The 18,489-nt window shown below is 40.2% G+C and carries 18 protein-coding genes and 1 pseudogene; 9 read left to right on the plus strand and 10 right to left on the minus strand.

Annotation, left to right across the window (positions count from 1 at the left end; all coding sequences use genetic code 11):
* Nucleotides 1-49: 49 nt before the first annotated feature.
* The 3 genes from I6F10_RS04080 to I6F10_RS04090 form a co-directional block, all read right to left on the minus strand.
* Nucleotides 50-625: a DUF922 domain-containing Zn-dependent protease gene (locus I6F10_RS04080; protein ID WP_149603516.1), complete on the minus strand. Its 576-nt coding sequence runs from the start codon at nt 623-625 to the stop codon at nt 50-52.
* A 575-nt stretch (nt 626-1,200) separates the two neighbouring features.
* Nucleotides 1,201-1,452, minus strand: coding sequence for a Rho-binding antiterminator (locus I6F10_RS04085; RefSeq protein ID WP_165744461.1), 252 nt, complete (start codon nt 1,450-1,452; stop codon nt 1,201-1,203).
* A 10-nt stretch (nt 1,453-1,462) separates the two neighbouring features.
* Nucleotides 1,463-2,302: a DUF417 family protein gene (locus I6F10_RS04090; protein ID WP_165744462.1), complete on the minus strand. Its 840-nt coding sequence runs from the start codon at nt 2,300-2,302 to the stop codon at nt 1,463-1,465.
* A gap of 286 nt (nt 2,303-2,588) precedes the next feature.
* Between I6F10_RS04090 and I6F10_RS04095 the strand changes: the two genes are divergently transcribed.
* Nucleotides 2,589-4,055 carry a DASS family sodium-coupled anion symporter gene (locus tag I6F10_RS04095; protein ID WP_039486658.1) on the plus strand — a complete coding sequence of 489 codons (1,467 nt, stop codon included), beginning with the start codon at nt 2,589-2,591 and terminating at the stop codon, nt 4,053-4,055.
* Between the two features lie 219 nt (nt 4,056-4,274).
* On the opposite strand, the gene I6F10_RS04100 is transcribed toward I6F10_RS04095, so the two are convergent.
* The 4 genes from I6F10_RS04100 to I6F10_RS20445 form a co-directional block, all read right to left on the minus strand.
* The gene (locus I6F10_RS04100) at nt 4,275-4,910 is read right to left on the minus strand and encodes a trimeric intracellular cation channel family protein (protein ID WP_004334621.1); all 636 of its coding nucleotides are present in this window, start codon (nt 4,908-4,910) and stop codon (nt 4,275-4,277) included.
* A 258-nt stretch (nt 4,911-5,168) separates the two neighbouring features.
* Entirely contained in the window at nt 5,169-5,408 is a 240-nt protein-coding gene (locus I6F10_RS04105) for a hypothetical protein (protein WP_101216345.1), read from the minus strand.
* A gap of 265 nt (nt 5,409-5,673) precedes the next feature.
* A complete protein-coding gene (locus I6F10_RS04110; RefSeq protein WP_165744463.1) occupies nt 5,674-6,270 on the minus strand; it encodes an RDD family protein in 597 nt (198 codons plus the stop codon).
* A gap of 105 nt (nt 6,271-6,375) precedes the next feature.
* Complete coding sequence (locus I6F10_RS20445) at nt 6,376-6,546, minus strand: ATP-binding cassette domain-containing protein (RefSeq protein WP_165744464.1); 171 nt, start codon at nt 6,544-6,546, stop codon at nt 6,376-6,378.
* 225 nt (nt 6,547-6,771) lie between these two features.
* Between I6F10_RS20445 and xdhA the strand changes: the two genes are divergently transcribed.
* Genes xdhA through puuE form a run of 8 tightly spaced genes read left to right on the plus strand, consistent with a single transcriptional unit; the run spans nt 6,772 to nt 15,841 of the window.
* On the plus strand, nt 6,772-8,271 hold the full coding sequence (gene xdhA, locus I6F10_RS04120) for a xanthine dehydrogenase small subunit (RefSeq protein ID WP_165744465.1): 1,500 nt from the start codon (nt 6,772-6,774) through the stop codon (nt 8,269-8,271).
* A complete protein-coding gene (xdhB, locus tag I6F10_RS04125; protein ID WP_165744466.1) occupies nt 8,258-10,597 on the plus strand; it encodes a xanthine dehydrogenase molybdopterin binding subunit in 2,340 nt (779 codons plus the stop codon). Before xdhA ends, xdhB begins: the two co-directional genes overlap by 14 nt.
* A complete protein-coding gene (gene xdhC / locus I6F10_RS04130; RefSeq protein ID WP_101216337.1) occupies nt 10,590-11,480 on the plus strand; it encodes a xanthine dehydrogenase accessory protein XdhC in 891 nt (296 codons plus the stop codon). Before xdhB ends, xdhC begins: the two co-directional genes overlap by 8 nt.
* Nucleotides 11,477-11,977: a 2-oxo-4-hydroxy-4-carboxy-5-ureidoimidazoline decarboxylase gene (gene uraD, locus I6F10_RS04135; RefSeq protein ID WP_165744467.1), complete on the plus strand. Its 501-nt coding sequence runs from the start codon at nt 11,477-11,479 to the stop codon at nt 11,975-11,977. The genes xdhC and uraD overlap by 4 nt, the downstream gene beginning before the upstream one ends.
* Nucleotides 11,974-12,324, plus strand: a complete 351-nt coding sequence (uraH, locus tag I6F10_RS04140; protein WP_007378419.1) for a hydroxyisourate hydrolase — start codon at nt 11,974-11,976, stop codon at nt 12,322-12,324. Before uraD ends, uraH begins: the two co-directional genes overlap by 4 nt.
* Before the next feature lie 2 nt (nt 12,325-12,326).
* Nucleotides 12,327-13,715, plus strand: a complete 1,389-nt coding sequence (guaD, locus tag I6F10_RS04145; RefSeq protein ID WP_165744468.1) for a guanine deaminase — start codon at nt 12,327-12,329, stop codon at nt 13,713-13,715.
* Entirely contained in the window at nt 13,696-14,907 is a 1,212-nt protein-coding gene (locus I6F10_RS04150) for a urate hydroxylase PuuD (RefSeq protein WP_165744469.1), read from the plus strand. The genes guaD and I6F10_RS04150 overlap by 20 nt, the downstream gene beginning before the upstream one ends.
* A gap of 1 nt (nt 14,908) precedes the next feature.
* Nucleotides 14,909-15,841, plus strand: coding sequence for an allantoinase PuuE (gene puuE, locus I6F10_RS04155; protein ID WP_165744470.1), 933 nt, complete (start codon nt 14,909-14,911; stop codon nt 15,839-15,841).
* An 82-nt stretch (nt 15,842-15,923) separates the two neighbouring features.
* On the opposite strand, the pseudogene I6F10_RS04160 reads toward puuE, so the two are convergent.
* From I6F10_RS04160 to I6F10_RS04170, 3 genes and pseudogenes are all read right to left on the minus strand, one after another.
* Nucleotides 15,924-16,112, minus strand: a pseudogene (locus tag I6F10_RS04160) (response regulator transcription factor); the annotation flags it as partial.
* A 66-nt stretch (nt 16,113-16,178) separates the two neighbouring features.
* Nucleotides 16,179-16,700 (minus strand): hypothetical protein, encoded by a 522-nt coding sequence (locus I6F10_RS04165; RefSeq protein ID WP_165744471.1) that lies wholly within the window; start codon nt 16,698-16,700, stop codon nt 16,179-16,181.
* Between the two features lie 56 nt (nt 16,701-16,756).
* The gene (locus I6F10_RS04170; protein WP_165744472.1) at nt 16,757-18,292 is read right to left on the minus strand and encodes an EAL domain-containing protein; all 1,536 of its coding nucleotides are present in this window, start codon (nt 18,290-18,292) and stop codon (nt 16,757-16,759) included.
* Nucleotides 18,293-18,489: the final 197 nt, after the last annotated feature.

Consider the following 18,489-nt stretch of genomic DNA (forward strand, 5'->3'; position numbering starts at 1 on the left):
AAAGTGAGCTTTGGTGCTTGCTGTCCACCTCTGGGCGTGCTGTTATGTTTTATGGGAATACAGCCCCATTTTTCATTCCATGATTAGTATTTTTATCATACTTTTTTTCAAGCACTACGTATTTATCAATAATCTTTTTACCAAGACTATTGGCTTTACTTTTTAAACTAGAGCAATTTTTTGCTGCTAAAACTGACAGACGATTTTCAATCTCTTTAGCTGCATTAATACCAAAGTCTTTATGGCCATTTTCGTGAGCAATTAGTGCATTGTAATAATGTGCCCAACGCTTTTTTAGGTTTACCTCTGCACTATTACTATTCTCCCACTTGGGAAGAGTGAAATTAACTTTGACAGTACTTTTAACACTCGTCATAGAGCACAGACCATTACTTTCATTCCAGTTAAAGCGCCAATTAACAAACCAAGAAGTATAAGCATCGTAGGTGTTTCCCGATTGCTTAATAGAGCTTTTAGTATTCATTTCATTTCTTAGCTCATTAGCCGTTGAACCATGTATTGAGTAATACTCAGTATTTATATTTACCTTAGGCGTAGCAAAGGCACTACTTGATACTAAGCAAAACAATATTGAGGTTTTGCTTAGTAATATGAGCTTTTTCATGAAACCTACTCCTTGGTCAGATTTAAAACTAATCTGCTTATTAGACACCACTTTGGGGGGTTATAACACCCCAGAACGGCGTATATTACATTGTTTAATAATTCCACTAAATAACTTTAATGTAAACAAGTGATTAGGCATGTAATAAAAAGGTCTTTGTTATTTTTCACCAAAACGATTTTTAATGATGTTATCGGACAAAATTAAAACAGCTGTTTATTTAAACAGCTGTTTATTTAAACAGCTGGCTCTGTAAGTTAGCTTTATTTATGTAGCTACCTTTTACGACCATAATTAACAAACGTACGGATACTAAGCGCTAGTTAAGGCTTATTGAGGCTTACTTATACTGGTTTAGCATTTTTATACGCTTAATAGTTGGCGTTTAGACTTGTTCGGTGGAAAAACTCGAGTAAAGAACAAAAGAAAGTAATAGGTAAATTTTGGCTTTATGTATTTAGCGTGTATTTAGCGTGTAATTAGCTAAAGCATTGGTTAGATAAGCGAGCCATAAACATATTGATTGATACAGACTCGCTAGAGATATTTATGATAAAAACGAATGAGTGAGGTATTTACTTTACTTCGAAATTCACATGGTCAAAGTATGGGTTTTTCTCATGCGCTTTAAGTACGCTGATTGTAGTTAGCACAATGAGTTTCAACTCGCTATTTACATTAACAACTATGCATTCGTCTCTATTAGCATTGCGTTTTGTGTCAGTTGCTACGCCACATACACCATCACCATTTTTTAATATAAGCTCAATGCTTAAATGGTGCATACAGGCAATTTCGATGTAATCGTATTGGTTGCAACTGATCATGACGTCCTCTTTATTTAGCCGGTTTAAAAACCATTACAAAAGCAATAACAACAAGGTTGGCTATATACCAAAGATCTTTAATTACAAACTGCCCTAAGCGCTCCAATAAAGTGGAAGAACTAAATGCACCGGTTGCAGTAATTAAGAATGTTTGGGTCATCATAAATACGCTTAAACACGCTAAGCCACTTACAATAATTAGCTTTTTATTATTTAAAAATAGCCCTAAGCCCAATAACACAGCAAATAACACATCAAACCCGCCAATCACGTTAGACGCGCCTTGTACGCTAAATACCGTGTATAACCACGACATAAACGGTGAGGTTTCTACTAAACTTACAATGCCTTTTGCTTCAAACTCATAAAACTTCATGCCGCCAATCCACAATAAAACCATGGCAACCGGTATAAAGTTTAAAAGTACGTGTTGTTTGTCGGTAAGTTTGTCTTTATAAAATAAAAACAAATACAAAGGCACTACAGCAAAGTATTTAATTATGCCCTGCCCACTACCAATGATTGGAAAGCCGCCAAGTTGAGCCATCCAACGGTTACTGGCAAACAAGGTAAGTAATGCTACTAAACTTATAATTGCTGCAAGTAAAAGTGCTGGTGTAGGTTTCATTAATTTAAGGCGAGCGAGCACGGTGGCAAACGCTAAAGCAACCATAAATGAGCCACTAATCAAACCTAATGCAGATACAGACATTAGCGAATCAACGCCATAAAAACTAAACGTAGCCGTTAACGTATTAGGGTTTGCTCCTAACGCAAACGATAAGCCAAGTAACAAAAAGCTACTCGCTAATAAAAAAGTAATCACGTTGTTGGTTAATTTTAAGTTCATTGTATTTCCAGGTATTCGTTAAGACTTACAAAGACCTTGCTAGTCGATAAAACAATTCAAGCTAACTCTTAAAAATATAAGAGTTGATTAAGCACAACGTAAGCTCTCATAGGGTAATGTAATCAATCACTTTAGTTTATGATTTATTACCTCTTTATTAATAAAATCAAATAAGTCTAATATTCATATGATGTGCGTCATCTTTTTTATTATTAAATGAAGTAGAATAACGTCGCCTTTTCAATAAACAGAATGCATGTATTTCTAAAACTTAGGGACATTTTTAATGAAGGGTACTGATATTCGAGTTACCTCTGGACTGATTTCTATAGCCATTGTTTTACTACTTTGGTTTGCTGTACCGCCTCCGCAAGGTGTTACCGAAAACGCATGGCATTTGCTCGCTTTATTTATTGGTACTGTAGTTGCCATTATTGGTAAAGCAATGCCAATCGGCGCCATTGCTATTTTAGCTATTACCTCTGTTGCGTTAACTGGCGTAACTAATGACAGCCCATCTGGCGCTATTAAAGATGCATTAAGTGGCTTTTCTAATTCATTAATTTGGTTGATTGGTATTGCTATTATTATTTCTCGGGGTTTAGCTAAAACTGGTTTGGGAAATCGTATTGGCTATAATTTTATTTCTCTTTTTGGTAAAAAAACAGTTGGTATTGGTTACGCACTCGCACTTTCTGAACTTGTTATAGCGCCTGTAACGCCAAGTAATACCGCGCGAGGCGGCGCTATTATTCACCCAATTATGAAGTCGATAGCAACAAGCTTTGGCTCGTCCCCTGAGGAAGGCACCTCTCGTAAAATTGGGCACTACCTTGCTTTAGTGAGCTACCATATAAACCCTATTACATCAGCTATGTTTATTACGGCAACTGCGCCAAACCCGCTAATTGTAAAGCTGATTGCTGATGCTACCGGTGCAAATATTAGTATTACTTGGAGTACGTGGGCACTCGCTGCGCTTGTCCCTGGTTTGCTATGTATTGCCCTTGTGCCTTTGGTTGTTTATGCCATTTACCCACCTGAAGTTAAAAGCACTCCCGACGCTAAAACCTACGCAGAATCTAAATTAACTGAAATGGGCCCAATGAGTTATGGCGAAAAAATAATGGTGGGTGTTTTTGCTATGCTGCTTGTTTTATGGGCCGGCGTACCTGCAATGATTTTAGGGGCTGACTACGCAGTTAACACAACCGCAGTGGCTTTTTTAGGTTTGTCGGTTTTATTAGTGACTGGTGTATTAAGTTGGGACGATGTACTTAAAGAAAAGTCTGCGTGGGATACCGTTGTTTGGTTTTCAGCATTAGTAATGATGGCCACTTTTTTAAATAAACTAGGTTTGGTAACGTGGTTTTCAACACTTGTTGAGAGCAACATTGCGCAACTGGGCTTTGACTGGATTGTATCGGCCATTATATTGGTAGCTGTATATTTTTACGCTCATTACTTTTTTGCCAGTACCACAGCACATATCACTGCTATGTTTGCCGCATTTTACGCCGCAGGTTTAGCGCTTGGCGCTCCGCCTTTATTTTTAGGTTTACTGTTAGCTGGCGCTTCATCACTCATGATGTCGTTAACGCATTACGCAACAGGCACATCACCCATAGTGTTTGGCTCAGGCTATGTATCGTTAAAAGACTGGTGGGTAATGGGCCTTATAATGAGCGTTATTAATTTAAGTGTATGGGGAATTATTGGCGGGCTTTGGTGGAAAGCACTTGGGTATTGGTAGTACTGTAAAGATAGTAATGTCTTTGTTAATTTAACCAGCATGTTTAACTCTATGCGATTGTTTTAGTTGTATCTAATTAAAAGCGCTATAGCCCTAAAAATATAAACATTAGGGCTATTATTAGGAAGCATTAAAACTTTATAAACGACTGGGTTTTACCATTCTTGATGAAGATAATTACGCGTCTCGCATGCAAACGCGGGCTACTCGTATCTAAAATTAGTCGCTTTGATCTCTGAAGTCTTTTTTTCTGAAAATAGTTAAATGCCAACCCCAATGCAAAGAGCCTAATCTTAAAAAAATAGTCGTGAAAAATGAGCCTAAAATACACCAAATGTAATCTACATTAAGGCTAAATAAAGCAGCATAAACTGCACCACCCGCTAAACACGCAGAGGCGTAAGGTTCGCTGCGCATAACAGTTGGTACCTCACGGCAAATTACGTCACGTATTAAACCACCAAATATACCTGTAGTGATACCCATGGTAATTGCGACCACCATACCGGAGCCATTAATGAGTGCTTTTTCTATCCCCATAATATTAAATAGCGCCATACCCACAGCGTCTACCAATAAAAAGTAGTAGTTATTAACGCGCGGTAAATATCGAATAAAGGCAATTGTTGCTATAACGGCCCCATAGGTTGAATATAAATACTCTGGGGTTGCAATCCAAAATACCGGTTTGTTTAAAAGTATATCTCTGAGGGTACCGCCCCCTAGTGCAGTAACGGTTGCAACCACTACGACGCCAAAGCCACTAATGTTTTTTTCATACCCAAGCAATGCCCCTGCAACAGCAAAAAATGCAACACCGAGTAACCCTAGTACCATAAAGTATTCAGCAGTCATGGTAATTCCTTTTTAAAGTTTATTAGGAGTTGTATCAACTTACGTGCCAAAAAACTGAGTAAATATAAATAAACCCACAATTTAAGTAACTGAAATTTATAAGCTTATTTCATTTATTAAAAAACGTTAGCTATGTGATATTTAGTGAAGGATTAACAAGAGTAATTATTTTAATTATGGATAGTTTTTACACGTTAAAGTACAGAGAGGTTTTGTTACAGAGTTGCAGTCGAGCACTTTTTAAAATTTAAGCAAAAATTAAATGAGCAATAAAGCTATTACCAATATCACAAAAATAATAGGCAATATTGTATGTTGCCAGTTTTGCTCTTTATTTTGATTATAGAGTGTTTGCATTGAGCTTTTATCATTGTTAGTAAAACTATGCTGGCACTGCTTACAGCTTTGGGCTTTTATGCTCACCCAAGTACCACATTTAATACATGCGTAACGCCTTGCCAGTTTATCAAACTCGTTTGTTTTTATAAACATTCTCATTTATCACCTCATTGATTTTCGCTGCGGTAAGAAAACCAATGAATAATATATGTTGAGTAACAAATTAAAGAAGCCGCTAGTGCTAAAATTAGCTGTGTGTTGTTTTTCATAATCATCCTTGGTTACTAGTCAAAAAAAATCGGTAAGGTTTTTTAAATTATATTAACAATTTAGTGAAATACGCCATTTTGTAACTTTTGCTAATCAAACTTAAATCCGGGTAATTTTTTTTGCCTAGGCAAAGCTGCCATAATTAATATCCTGATTAATCTACATAACTCACTTTTGTTCCCGCTAAATGATCATGTAAACATCGTTTATCTTTTCCAAATATAAATAATGGATTAACAAAACCAGCTATAAACTGACCTACCGAAGGGACAAGTGATAATAGTTGCATACAAAGCATGCGTTTAAAGTAAATTGTAGTAAAGCTTGCTTGTGTACCATCTAAATTTTCAATACAGATAGACATTAAAGATTTACCAATTGTTTGTCCGCGTTGGTACATAAGGTAACCATGAAGCACTAACGTGCTTAATATGCCATAACCTAGCAAACTTGCAGATAAAGTAAGCGTTGGTTGGCTTAAATTATCAAACCCTACGAGTATGAATACAGGTATAAAACAAACAACACCTAAAACGCCATCAACAATAGCAGCCACTAGCCTATCTGAGCGCGTTGCTTTTTCTCCTGCTACTTTTGATACAATATTTTCAGATGGGTTCTGTGCTTCTCGCGTTTCAATTAAGTCGTCTATTTCTTTTGCTCGTTCTGGGTAGGCTTCGCGATCTATAGCTCTCGCTGATGAGTAAAGCTCATCTAAAGTGTAGGTAGAAAAATCAATTTTAGAGTCCATAAAAGCTAAGTCCGTATCTTCTTTTTATCGTAATTTAACATAATTAATTTAGATTATTCAAATGTTTATGTGTTTTTAATAACATACCATAACGTGTTGGCGTTTTTACAATTCGATCCGCAAGCATGCTCCTAAATCGCGCGTATCAGCAAGTTCTTTTATATTCATTATAAAAAACATGTCCCCTTGGTCAGGTTTAACCACACCATAAAGCATTTTCATTAATGTGTTTTTACCAGCACCATTTTCACCTTTGGATCCACATATTAAAAGCATTCACTTTACCGAGCTTTATTTTTAAGGCTACGCCGTTATTACCTACACCTCCACAATTTTGCCGCTCTGAACCACTAACTGACCAAGCGGTCAACAATGGCATAGTAACTGCAATAAGCTAATTAAAGATTAAAAAGTATTTTTGTTACCCGTGCGCAAACAACAAGAAAAAACATACGCCAAGCCTTTATGTATCAGGGCTTTATAAAAATTAAGGGGGTCTGTGTGATTCAATTTTTATTAAATAACACACCAATTGAAGTACAAGAATGCTCGCCAAGTCTCACCATTTTGGACTGGCTTCGCACCAAAAAAGGGAAAGTGGGCACCAAAGAAGGCTGTGCAACTGGCGACTGTGGCGCGTGCACAATTTTAGTGGGTGAAGAGCGTATAAATGCAAACGGGGAAGCTAGTTGGCAATACAAAACAATGAACAGCTGTTTATTGTTATTAGGTAATGCGCATGCAAAACATATAGTAACGGTAGAAGCTGTGACTACTGGTTTATACCCAAACTTAACCGATTTACACCCCGTACAACGTGCACTGGTGGAGTGTCATGGTTCGCAATGTGGTTTTTGTACGCCCGGTATAATAATGAGTTTGTTGGCTCTTTATATTAATGAGCCAACGTACCCTGGTAAAAAAGCGGTTATTCATGCACTTGGCGGTAACTTATGCCGTTGTACAGGTTATAGCCCTATATTACTTGCAGCCGAAAAAGCCTATAGCTATGAACGTAAAGCTGAACCGTACTCAGCAATGGCCGCTCAATTTAAAGCATCACTTAATACGCAATATGATGACGATATTCCATTTTTAAAAAATGGTCCTCGCAAATTTTACTTACCACAAACGGCCCAGCAACTTGTTGAGCTAAAAGCGCTTTATCCTTATGCATATTTAGTTGCTGGTGGCACCGACTTTGCCATTGAGCTTAGCCAAAACATGCTCTTACCAGATGTAATTATCTCCCTTAGCCAAGTAAAGGATCTTTGCACCTTGGCAGATAATAACGGTGAGTTACACATAGGTGCAGCGCTACCTTATAGCCAATTTGTTGAGGCATTTTATAACCATTACCCAGAGTCAAAAGAGCTATTTGAACGCTTAGGATCAAGCCAAGTACGTAACAGCGGCACACTAGGTGGCAGCATAGGGAATGCCTCTCCGATTGGCGATCCCGCTCCCCTTTTAATCGCTCTTAATGCATCAATGGATTTATTAAGCAGCGCTGGTACGCGCACTATTAAAGTTGCCGACTACTTTATTGATTATAAAAAAACAGTTCTTAAAAGCGATGAAGTAATTAGTAAGTTCACCATCCCAAAGCGCCCAGAGTCACTAAAACTGGCGTGTCATAAAATATCAAAACGCTTTGAAGACGATATATCTACCGTGTGTTTGGTGCTTGCTATAGAGCATTCACAAAACATGATTACTCAAGCCCACTGCGCTATGGGCGGTATGGCTGCTATTCCTAAACGCGCACATCATATTGAGCAAAAGCTGATATCTCAATCATTACAAGTAAGTAGTTTTATAGACGCAGCAACGGCTATTAACGATGACTTTACGCCCATGAGCGATGTAAGAAGCAGTGCGCATTACCGCACCACGGTAAGCAAAAACTTATTACAACGCATTGGTATTGAGTTTTGTGAGCCGCAAGCACGCAACAATAACAACATTGCCATTACGAGGATCTCACATGCGTCACTTTGAAATGGATAAACTAAAAGCCCAAGGTGGTAGCGTTGGGCAATCTAAATATCACGAAAGCGCTATTAAACAAGTTTGTGGCAGTGCAAATTTTGCCGACGATAACCCGGAGCCATACGGCTGCCTACATGCTTACCCAGTGCTCGCCCCTGTTACAAGCGGCTTTATTAAATCAATAGATACAAGTCACGCACTGGCAGTTGAAGGCGTTAAACGTATTTTATCGGCTGATGATGTTCCGGGTAAATTAGATATTGGCCCGGTATTTCCAGGTGACGTATTACTCACTAGTCATGAAATTCAATACCACGGACAACCTGTATTAATTGTCGTTGCCGACACCTATGAAATAGCGCGCCGCGCTGCACGTTTAGTGGTTATAGAGTGCGAGCAAACTACACCCATACTTGATATTAAAGAAGCCATTAGCAAAGAGCATTGGGTGAGGCCGCCCCATTCACTTAACCGTGGTAACAGCGAACACGCCATTAATAACGCAGCCCACCAGCTTAAAGGCGAAATAAACATAGGCGGGCAAGAACACTTTTACCTTGAGGGGCAAATAGCGCTGGCGCAACCTGATAACGACGGGGGCATTCATGTTCAGTGCTCTACGCAACACCCTACTGAGGTTCAACACTTAGTTGCTAAAATTTTAAAAAAGCCATTTAGCTTTGTAAACGTAGAAACCCGCCGTATGGGCGGTGCTTTTGGCGGCAAAGAAACCCAAGGCGCACCATGGGCATGCCTTGCAGCTCTTGCGGTTTACCACCTTGGCTGCGCAGTAAAAATGCGCCTAGCCCGCAGCGACGATTTTAAATTAACCGGTAAGCGCCACCCTTTTTATAATCACTATCATGTCGGTTTTGACGAAAATGGCTTAATAGAAGGTGCCGACATTACCGTAAATGGGTTTTGTGGCTACTCGCCAGATTTATCAGATGCAATTGTAGACCGTGCCATGTTTCATGCCGATAACGCCTACTACTACCCAGCCGCCACAATTAAAGGTAATCGCTGTAAAGTAAATACCGTAAGCCATACCGCATTTAGAGGATTTGGTGGCCCGCAAGGAATGATTATGGGCGAGCTAATAATGGACGATATAGCCGCCAAATTAGGTAAAGATCCGCTTGAGATCCGAAAACTTAATTTATATAAAAAAGGCCGCGATACCACGCCGTATCATCAAACCGTAGAGCAACATATTTTAATAGATATGATTGCTCAGCTTGAGGAGTCGGGTGACTACTGGGCACGTAAAGAGGCTATTAAAGCATTTAACGTATCGTCACCTATTATAAAAAAAGGCCTTGCGATGACGCCGGTTAAATACGGTATTTCGTTTACGGTACAACATTTAAACCAAGCCGGTGCATTAGTGCATGTATATAGCGATGGCTCTATACATTTAAACCATGGCGGCACCGAAATGGGCCAGGGGTTAAACACCAAAATTGCGCAAATTGTAGCCCATGGCTTTGGGGTCGATTTTGACGCGGTAAGTATTAGCGCTACCCGTACCGACAAAGTGCCAAATACCTCGCCAACAGCGGCCTCAAGCGGTACCGACTTAAACGGTATGGCGGCGCTAAATGCAGTAAACACAATAAAAGAGCGCTTAATTGATTTTATTACCGAGCACTTTGAAGTAGACAGCAACACTGTTGTATTTAAAGATAACCTCATTACTTTTAGTAAAGGGGAAATTAGCTTTAGCGAACTTGCAAATCTTGCTTACATGAATCGTATATCGCTTTCATCTACCGGTTATTACGCCACACCAAAAATTCATTACGATAGAGCCAAAGGCGAAGGCCGTCCGTTTTTTTACTACGCTCACGGCGTAGCACTCAGCGAAGTAGAAGTAGATACCCTAACTGGCGAAAACACGGTAACTCGCGTTGATATACTGCACGATGTAGGCAGTTCAATTAATCCAGCTCTTGATATAGGCCAAATTGAAGGCGCCTTTGTGCAGGGTATGGGCTGGCTAACAACCGAAGACTTACAATGGAATGATAAAGGCCAGCTTGCAAGCTTTGGCCCAGCCAACTACAAAATACCAGCCATTGGCGATACCCCTGCCGAATTTAACGTCAATCTTTATAACTCAGCAAATCCAGAAACCACCGTGTTTAGATCAAAAGCCGTAGGCGAGCCGCCATTTATGTTGGCCTTTAGTGTATGGAGCGCTATTCGTAATGCAATAAGCAGTGTGGCTGATTACAAATACACCGCCCCACTGGATACACCCGCAACCCCTGAGCGTGTATTAAATGCAATTGAGCAAACCGCTAGCTGGTTTAAGGAGCATCAACATGACTAATTTAAATGAGTCGTTTCAGGGTTTTCATACGCAAAACTGGGCGCAGGCTATAAACGAGCACGAACAAAGCGGCACTAATTATGTAATTGCCACGGTACTTGGCACAAATGGCTCAACCCCTCGCGGCACAGGCTCTAAAATGGTAATAAGCGGCGAGCATATTTACGACACTCTTGGCGGTGGCCACCTTGAATACGTAGTAATAGAAAAAGCCCGCGAACTACTTGCCAAAGGCGAAGCCGCCCAAGTAATTGAGCAATTTAACCTAGGTGCAAATTTAGGCCAGTGCTGCGGCGGGGCTGCCACCGTTATGCTTGAATGCATGCAATGCGAGCGCTTTACTTTAGATATTTACGGCGCAGGCCACGTAGCACAAGCGCTTATTGGTATATTGGCACAACTGCCTATTCGCATACGCTGGATAGATAGCCGCGCAGATGTATTCCCACAGGCTATGCCAACTAATGTAGTAAAAGTGGTTGATGAAGAGCCAACAGAACAAGTAAAGCGTGCGCCTAAAGCTAATAACTACTTAATATTGACCCATAACCACCAGCTCGACTTTGCACTCACCCAAGCCATTATTAAACGCGCTGATGCCAATTGGCTGGGCGTTATTGGCTCTGACACTAAAGCAAAACGTTTTAAACAACGCCTAGCCCATCGCGATTTTACAGCCGATCAAATACAACAAATGACCTGCCCTGTTGGGCTTAAAAATATTACGGGCAAATTACCAATGGAAGTGGCTATTTCGATTAGTGGACAGCTAATTGCCCTTTATCAGGCTATGCAAACCCAAGCGCCAAAACGCCAAGGCTTGCAGTGGCGCACACTAAAAAATGCCTTAATTAGCACCACGCAGGAGGAAGTAGGCGCATGAGTAGCTTACAAATAAATACGCTAAATGATGCACAAGCAAAACAAGCACTTGAGCATTGCTGCGCGGCCCCTAACTGGGTGGCAGCCATGGTAAAAGCAATGCCATTTAAAAGTGCTCAACAGCTGTTTGAATGCGCAAAAAGCATATGGGATAGCCTTGACGAGAGCGACTATTTAGCTGCCTTTGAAGGCCACCCGCAAATAGGTGACTTATCAACCCTTAGCAAAAAATACGCTGCTACCGCACAAAAAGCGGGGCATGAGCAATCGGGTATGAGCAAAGCAAACGAAGCCGTACTTACCAAAATGATCGTTCTTAATAAAGAGTACCTGAGCAAGTTTGGCTTTATTTTTATTGTGTGCGCCACCGGTAAAACGGCCGAACAAATGCTTGAACTCATAGAGCAGCGCATACACAACACCCGCAGTACAGAGCTAAATATAGCCGCGGGCGAACAAGCCAAAATAACAAAAATAAGATTGGAGTCATTGCTATGAATAAAAGTATGAGCAAAAGCCCTATAACCACCCATATACTTGATACCAGCACCGGAAAACCAGCAGCAAACGTTGCTGTTAAGCTATTTAAACTTACAAATAACGAATGGGTACAACTAACCCAAGGCAAAACCGATTCCGATGGGCGAATTACCGACTGGCTAAATACAGAAGTAGAATTTGCAACCTATAAGCTAGTCTTTGATTTAGATAGTTATTACCAAAACCAACCTACCCCTGCGTTTTACCCAGAGGCACAAATAACGTTTAGATTACAAGATACTAAACATCATCATATCCCATTGTTGCTTAGCCCGTTTGGCTACTCTACATACAGAGGTAGCTAATAATGAGCACGCAAAACAATAATAACTTAACAGTAGTTTGTGCCGATATACTCGACTTTATTGACGACCCTGCCATTGCTGGCGAAAGCGCCCATCGTTTTTTTGAAAAAGGCGCATTAGTTATCAAGCACGGCAAAGTAGTTAAACTTGGTTACGAGCAAGACATATTACCTACGCTTGATAAATCAGCGCGTGTTATCCGCCACGATGGCAAACTGGTTATGCCTGGTATGATTGACACCCACATACACTTACCACAAACCGAAATGGTGGGGGCGTACGGCGAGCAACTGCTAAGTTGGCTAACCGAGTATGCGTTTCCGACAGAGAAAAAGTTTACATGTAAGCATTATTCAAAAGAGATCTCTAATCGCTTTTTAGACGAGCTACTGCGCAATGGCACAACCACTGCCCTTGTATTTGGCACTGTGCACCCGCAATCGGTTGATGCGTTTTTTAAAGAATCACAAAAGCGCAATTTACGGATGATTGCCGGTAAAGTAATGATGGACCGTAACTGTCCTGACGACTTATCTGATTGCGCGCAAACAAGCTATGACGAATCCAAAGCCCTAATAGAGAAATGGCACAATGTTGACAGACTAAGCTACGCAGTTACACCGCGTTTTGCCCCTACATCAACCCCTGAGCAATTACAAAAATGCACTCAGTTACTTGAAGAATACCCAGACACCTACCTGCATACACACTTATCTGAAAACAAAGACGAGTGCGAATGGGTAAAAGGGTTATTTCCAGAAGCCGAAGACTACTTAGCCGTGTACGAGCAAGCAAAGATGGTACGCAAACGCTCGGTATTTGCCCATAGTATTCATTTATCTGAGCGCGAGCTTTGCTGCCTTGCAGATAACAATGCGGCTATATCGCACTGCCCTACCTCAAATCTGTTTTTAGGCTCAGGACTTTTAAATTTAAAAGCCTGTGAAGAGCACGGCATAAACGTAGGCATGGGTACCGATGTAGGCGCAGGAACAAGCTTTTCTATGCTACAAACAGGTAACGAAGCTTACAAAATCCAACAGTTACAAGGTCAAAAGTTTTCAGCATTTAAGGGGCTGTATTTAGCAACACTCGGCGGTGCTAGAGCGCTCGATTTAGAAGGGACAATTGGTAATTTTGAAGCCGGCTGTGAAGCCGATTTTATTGTAATGGATTGTTCGGCAACTTCGTTTTTAAAATTTAGAATACAACATGCCAAAACCCTACATGAAAAACTATTTGCAATGATGATGTTAGGCGACGACCGCTGCGTTGAGCAAACCTACATTATGGGTAAAAGTGTGTATAAGCGCGATGATAACAATCAATTTTCAGACACCCGCTCACCGGTATTAGAAAGGCTTAACTGTTATGGAAAACTATTTATTTGAGCTTGCTCATTTAGTACTGCGTTATTTTCATGTTATTGCTGGTATAGCCTGGATTGGCGCTTCATTTTATTTTGCATGGCTTGATAACAACCTACAAACACCACCGCAATGGAAAATAGATAAAGGCATAAAAGGCGATTTATGGGCCGTGCATGGCGGTGGCTTTTACGAAGTGGCTAAGTATCAAAATGGCCCTGAACAAATGCCTCATACCCTGCATTGGTTTAAGTGGGAAGCGTACACAACCTGGATCACCGGTATATTACTATTTAGCTTACTTTATTATGTTGGCGCCGATGTGTACTTAATTGATAACAGTAAAAGTGAGCTAAGTAAATTTGCAGCTATTGGCGCATCCCTTGGTTTTATTGGCTTAGGTTATGGTGTTTATCGTTTATTGTGTAAAACCCCGCTGGTTGAAAACGGCAAAGTGTTTATTGCTGTAGTTATTGGTTTATTAGCTCTGTGGACTTTTGGGGTTGATCAATTATTTAGCGACCGCGCTGTGTATATTCATGTAGGTGCACTTATTGGCACGTGCATGGTGGGTAATGTGTATCACATTATTATGCCAGGGCAGCGCTACATGGTGAGTGAAGTAGAAGCTGGTAGAATCCCTGATTCAGCGCCAGGTTTAAAGGCAAAGCTGTGTTCTATTCATAATAACTACGCCACATTACCTGTAGTATTTATTATGCTTAGCAATCACTTTCCTTACACGTATAGCCACAACTTTGGCTGGCTTATTTTAATTGCGCTGTTTGGTATTGGTATGTGGATACGCCATTACTTTAACTTAAAACATCAAGGCGTTAATAAACCTTCAGTACTTATAAGTGGTATTGCAGCATTTTTTGCTCTTATGTTGGCAATAGCTCCGTGGCCCAGTACACCAACAAATGCAGGCGAAAGCGCGCCTTTACAAGCAAGTATTACCGACGCACAAGCGTGGGATATAATTAGCAAACACTGTACTGGGTGTCACAGCGAAACACCCACCTCTAAGCTTTTTCAAACAGCGCCGCTAGGCTTTAAGCTCGACTCTATTAGTGATGTAAAAAAATCCAGCACGCTTATTCATACTCGCGCGGTTATAACCAAAGATATGCCACTGGCCAATATGACAAAAATGACAGACACAGAGCGCGAAACGCTAGGCGCTTGGCTCACAGCACTTAAAAAGGAGCAATAAAATGAGCGAGCAATTTAAAAACTACCCGCGCGATTTAATTGGTTATGGTCCAGATGTACCCCATGCAAATTGGCCCAATAAAGCACGTATTGCCGTGCAAGTAGTATTAAATTACGAAGAAGGCGGCGAAAACTGCGTGCTGCATGGTGATGCAGCCGCTGAAACGTTTTTATCAGAAATAGTCAGTGCCCCGCATGTTGAAGACCGCCATATAAGCATGGAGTCTATTTACGAATATGGCTCGCGCGCGGGCGTGTGGAGGCTACTGCGTTTATTTAAAAAATACAATATACCGGTCACCATTTTTGCAGTGGCGATGGCCCTTGAGCGCCACCCCGATGTAGCTAAAGCCTTTGTTGAAGCAGGGCACGAGATTGCAAGCCATGGCCTGCGCTGGATTAATTATCAAAATATAGATAAGCAAACCGAGCGCGAGCACATGCAACAAGCCATTGAGATGATTCAAACGCTTACCGGTAAAAAGCCCAAAGGCTGGTATACAGGGCGCACAAGCCCTAACACAGCAGCCCTTGTGGTAGAAAATGGCTCGTTTTTATATGATGCCGACGATTACAGCGACGACCTACCTTTTTACAGTATTAAAGAAGGTAAACCACAGTTAATAGTGCCCTACACGCTTGATGTAAACGACATGCGCTTTGCTGCCGTGCAGGGTTTTAATGCTGGCGATCAGTTTTATAATTATTTAAAAGATGCATTTGATACGCTATACGAGGAAGGCGATCCAGAAGGTGAAAACACCCCAAAAATGATGTCAATAGGTTTGCATTGCCGCTTAATTGGCAGACCCGGAAGAATAAAAGCATTAGCACGGTTTTTAGAATATGCCCGCTCGCATGATCAGGTTTGGTTTGCCACGCGCGAGCAAATAGCCGAGCACTGGCTTAAAACTCATCCGTATAAAAAAGCATAGTTTATATTTTTTAAAAACATAAAAAAGCCCAGCAATGCTGGGCTTAAAGTCACTTTAGGAGTAGTGAAATTTATTCAAAAAACTATTTCCCCATTGGCAGCAAAACAGATATATAGCGCTGCGCCCAATTAGCAAGCTCCACCCTGTTGCGTGAGTTAGTTTTTTTAAACGCACTGTATAAATGTGTTTTTACAGTGTGGTCGCTAATGTTAAGTTTATCAGCGATTGTATTGTTACTTGCACCCTGTGCAATTAAATGAATAACAGATCGGATTAGTAGTTTAGTAATTCTTAAAACCTTAAATATACATTGTCGTAAACTAAGCTTTAGGGGTAATTATTCTATTGTCTCTTTTAATTTATTTAACGCATCAACCGAAAAACCTCGATCATAAAAGTATAAAATTTCGCCGCTGCTATTTATAAGTACCACACGAGAGTTATTTGGGCTTTGATTACCTGTAAACTTTTGAACTGTCTCGCCATCTTTATAAATAGTGATTACCCCACCCCATAATTCTTTAGGGATGCCTTTGCGCATACCGCTGTCTATAAATGTGCTAAACATACGTGGTGCCATGCCGGCAATGGTTGGTAGTTCGTAGGTAGGAAGCGTAACACCTGCCATATCTAAACCAATTAACCAACGGTCTATATCAAACTGGCTGTCTTGCTTGTACCCAATGAGCAGTAGTGTTTTATCTGCTTGAAAATCACTAGGTATAGTTACCAAACTTTGCTCTAAGCTTTCGCCACTAATGCTTGGGAACTGCTTACCTGTTAATTGCTGGTTTGGGTACTGTGTTGTACATGCGCTAAGTAGTAAAAGTGCAAAAGCACTTAATGTTAATTTGATCATAATAAACCTAATATTTATAAATTTCATACCGATACGTTTAGTATGGCAGCTGAGATCTAAAAATGCTGACTAGTTATATAATTTTTAAATTTAGACGCAGTCATGGGCTTACCGTACTTCCAGCCTTGTCCGTAATGCACACCCGCTGTTTTTAAAATGGCTTCTTGCTCAGTGGTTTCAATTCCTTCTGCTACACAGGTATAATTAAACTTATGCACAAGTTCCATAATATTCGGGATCATAGAGGCTTTTAAGCCCTCAGTTGTTATATCTTGAACAAACGTACGATCAATTTTAAGTTGATGAAAGCTCAAATTTTGTAAATTTCTTAAATTCGAATAACCCGTACCAAAGTCATCTAATGATAAGTTAAATCCCGATTCAACCAAGGTTCTAAAATGAGCATGCGCGATGCTTGTATCAAGGTATTCGTCTTCAGTTATCTCTAAACAAATAATAAAGCGTGAATTGGTAAGCTCTGTAATTTGTGGCAGCAACGACACGTTACCCAGCTCTACATCACACGGAAATATATTAAGCGACACTTTGAAGCCTTCAGGCAATACCTCTATAGAGGTTAGCTCTTTGATTGTAGTGGCAATCATGGCCTCAGTAAAAGTCCAGGTTAAATTGTTTTTTCTAATAACCGGAATAAACTCATCTGGAAATAAAACACCGTACTTATCTTCAAAACGTGCAAGTACCTCGCAACCAATCAGCTTGCCACTTTGCAAACAAATAATAGGCTGGTAAGTCCAATAAAATGATCCCTTTTTGAGTCCTTTACGAATACGCTGATTAATAGAGCGACGTGCAGCAATTCTTGCATCAACTATTAACGCACTCGATATTCCCGCTAAACAGGTTAAAATTAACGAAATTATTAATAAGTGGTTATTAGAAAAAAACAGACTCCAAGGTAAGTGCACTACCACACAATATTGACTACTTGTAGAACTGCAAACTAAATTAGTTTCGTAAGGAAAGAAAACATTGTTTTTTACTTGAAGGTAGAGATCCTCTTTACCTGCTAAATGATGCAAAGTATTTGGTGTTTTATAAACAACTTCCCAATCTGGCACAGTAATGCCAATGTTGGTAAAGGGAGTACTCTGCATAATTAAATTATAGTCCCCTTGTCTGACTATAATTACCTCCATAGGGCGCTCACTAAATAATAATAGATAAAGCTCTGGCTCAAAACGAACCCTCACCTGTTCATCATCTCGAATAAAGTCAGGCTGTTTGTCGTTAATTGGTTTACTTAATAAGCCTGCACCCGTAGTACAAACTAGCTGATTATCTTTAAAAAAACCTATATCAATTACATATTTTGCGTCAAATAAAGCGCGGCGCATCTCAAGAAGAGTTGTGTTGTCACACTGTTTAAACGCAAGCTTATTTAATGGGGTAAGTATTCGACGCCGCTCTGCAATTGCACCTTCTACATGAGTGAGAATATACTCAGCATCTGACTTTGTTTGTGCTGTTAATTGCTGCGCTGCAAAATTAAGTAAAATAATACAGCCAGTTATAAAAACTAACACTCCGGTTAGAACGGCTATAATAGATTTTTGTTGGTACTTTTTCATAGCATCTCGAAGTTGTTAATTTATATCACTACTTTATTAGATGATTGCATAAGTCGCATTAAATTCACACAGATAGATTGTAACTATTCAGCCTCATCTGAAATGAATATATCAGGCAGCTGATTTTTGAATAATAACTCAAGGGCTAGGCTTGCAGATACATATTGTTTTCTGCAAGTCGATAAATAGCTTCTCAG

The organism is Pseudoalteromonas sp. SWYJZ98 (assembly GCF_015864495.1).
In the GTDB taxonomy this organism is placed as follows: domain Bacteria; phylum Pseudomonadota; class Gammaproteobacteria; order Enterobacterales; family Alteromonadaceae; genus Pseudoalteromonas; species Pseudoalteromonas distincta.

Excerpts from the sequence above, each read along its gene's own strand:
- I6F10_RS20445 (WP_165744464.1), bottom strand. The coding sequence starts at position 6,546 with ATGCTTTTAATATGTGGATCCAAAGGTGAAAATGGTGCTGGTAAAAAC.
- xdhC (WP_101216337.1), top strand. The coding sequence starts at position 10,590 with ATGACTAATTTAAATGAGTCGTTTCAGGGTTTTCATACGCAAAACTGG.
- I6F10_RS04150 (WP_165744469.1), top strand. The coding sequence starts at position 13,696 with ATGGAAAACTATTTATTTGAGCTTGCTCATTTAGTACTGCGTTATTTT.
- I6F10_RS04110 (WP_165744463.1), bottom strand. The coding sequence starts at position 6,270 with ATGGACTCTAAAATTGATTTTTCTACCTACACTTTAGATGAGCTTTAC.
- puuE (WP_165744470.1), top strand. The coding sequence starts at position 14,909 with ATGAGCGAGCAATTTAAAAACTACCCGCGCGATTTAATTGGTTATGGT.
- uraD (WP_165744467.1), top strand. The coding sequence starts at position 11,477 with ATGAGTAGCTTACAAATAAATACGCTAAATGATGCACAAGCAAAACAA.
- guaD (WP_165744468.1), top strand. The coding sequence starts at position 12,327 with ATGAGCACGCAAAACAATAATAACTTAACAGTAGTTTGTGCCGATATA.
- I6F10_RS04095 (WP_039486658.1), top strand. The coding sequence starts at position 2,589 with ATGAAGGGTACTGATATTCGAGTTACCTCTGGACTGATTTCTATAGCC.
- I6F10_RS04165 (WP_165744471.1), bottom strand. The coding sequence starts at position 16,700 with ATGATCAAATTAACATTAAGTGCTTTTGCACTTTTACTACTTAGCGCA.
- I6F10_RS04170 (WP_165744472.1), bottom strand. The coding sequence starts at position 18,292 with ATGAAAAAGTACCAACAAAAATCTATTATAGCCGTTCTAACCGGAGTG.
- uraH (WP_007378419.1), top strand. The coding sequence starts at position 11,974 with ATGAATAAAAGTATGAGCAAAAGCCCTATAACCACCCATATACTTGAT.
- I6F10_RS04105 (WP_101216345.1), bottom strand. The coding sequence starts at position 5,408 with ATGAGAATGTTTATAAAAACAAACGAGTTTGATAAACTGGCAAGGCGT.
- I6F10_RS04090 (WP_165744462.1), bottom strand. The coding sequence starts at position 2,302 with ATGAACTTAAAATTAACCAACAACGTGATTACTTTTTTATTAGCGAGT.
- I6F10_RS04085 (WP_165744461.1), bottom strand. The coding sequence starts at position 1,452 with ATGATCAGTTGCAACCAATACGATTACATCGAAATTGCCTGTATGCAC.
- I6F10_RS04100 (WP_004334621.1), bottom strand. The coding sequence starts at position 4,910 with ATGACTGCTGAATACTTTATGGTACTAGGGTTACTCGGTGTTGCATTT.
- xdhB (WP_165744466.1), top strand. The coding sequence starts at position 8,258 with ATGCGTCACTTTGAAATGGATAAACTAAAAGCCCAAGGTGGTAGCGTT.
- I6F10_RS04080 (WP_149603516.1), bottom strand. The coding sequence starts at position 625 with ATGAAAAAGCTCATATTACTAAGCAAAACCTCAATATTGTTTTGCTTA.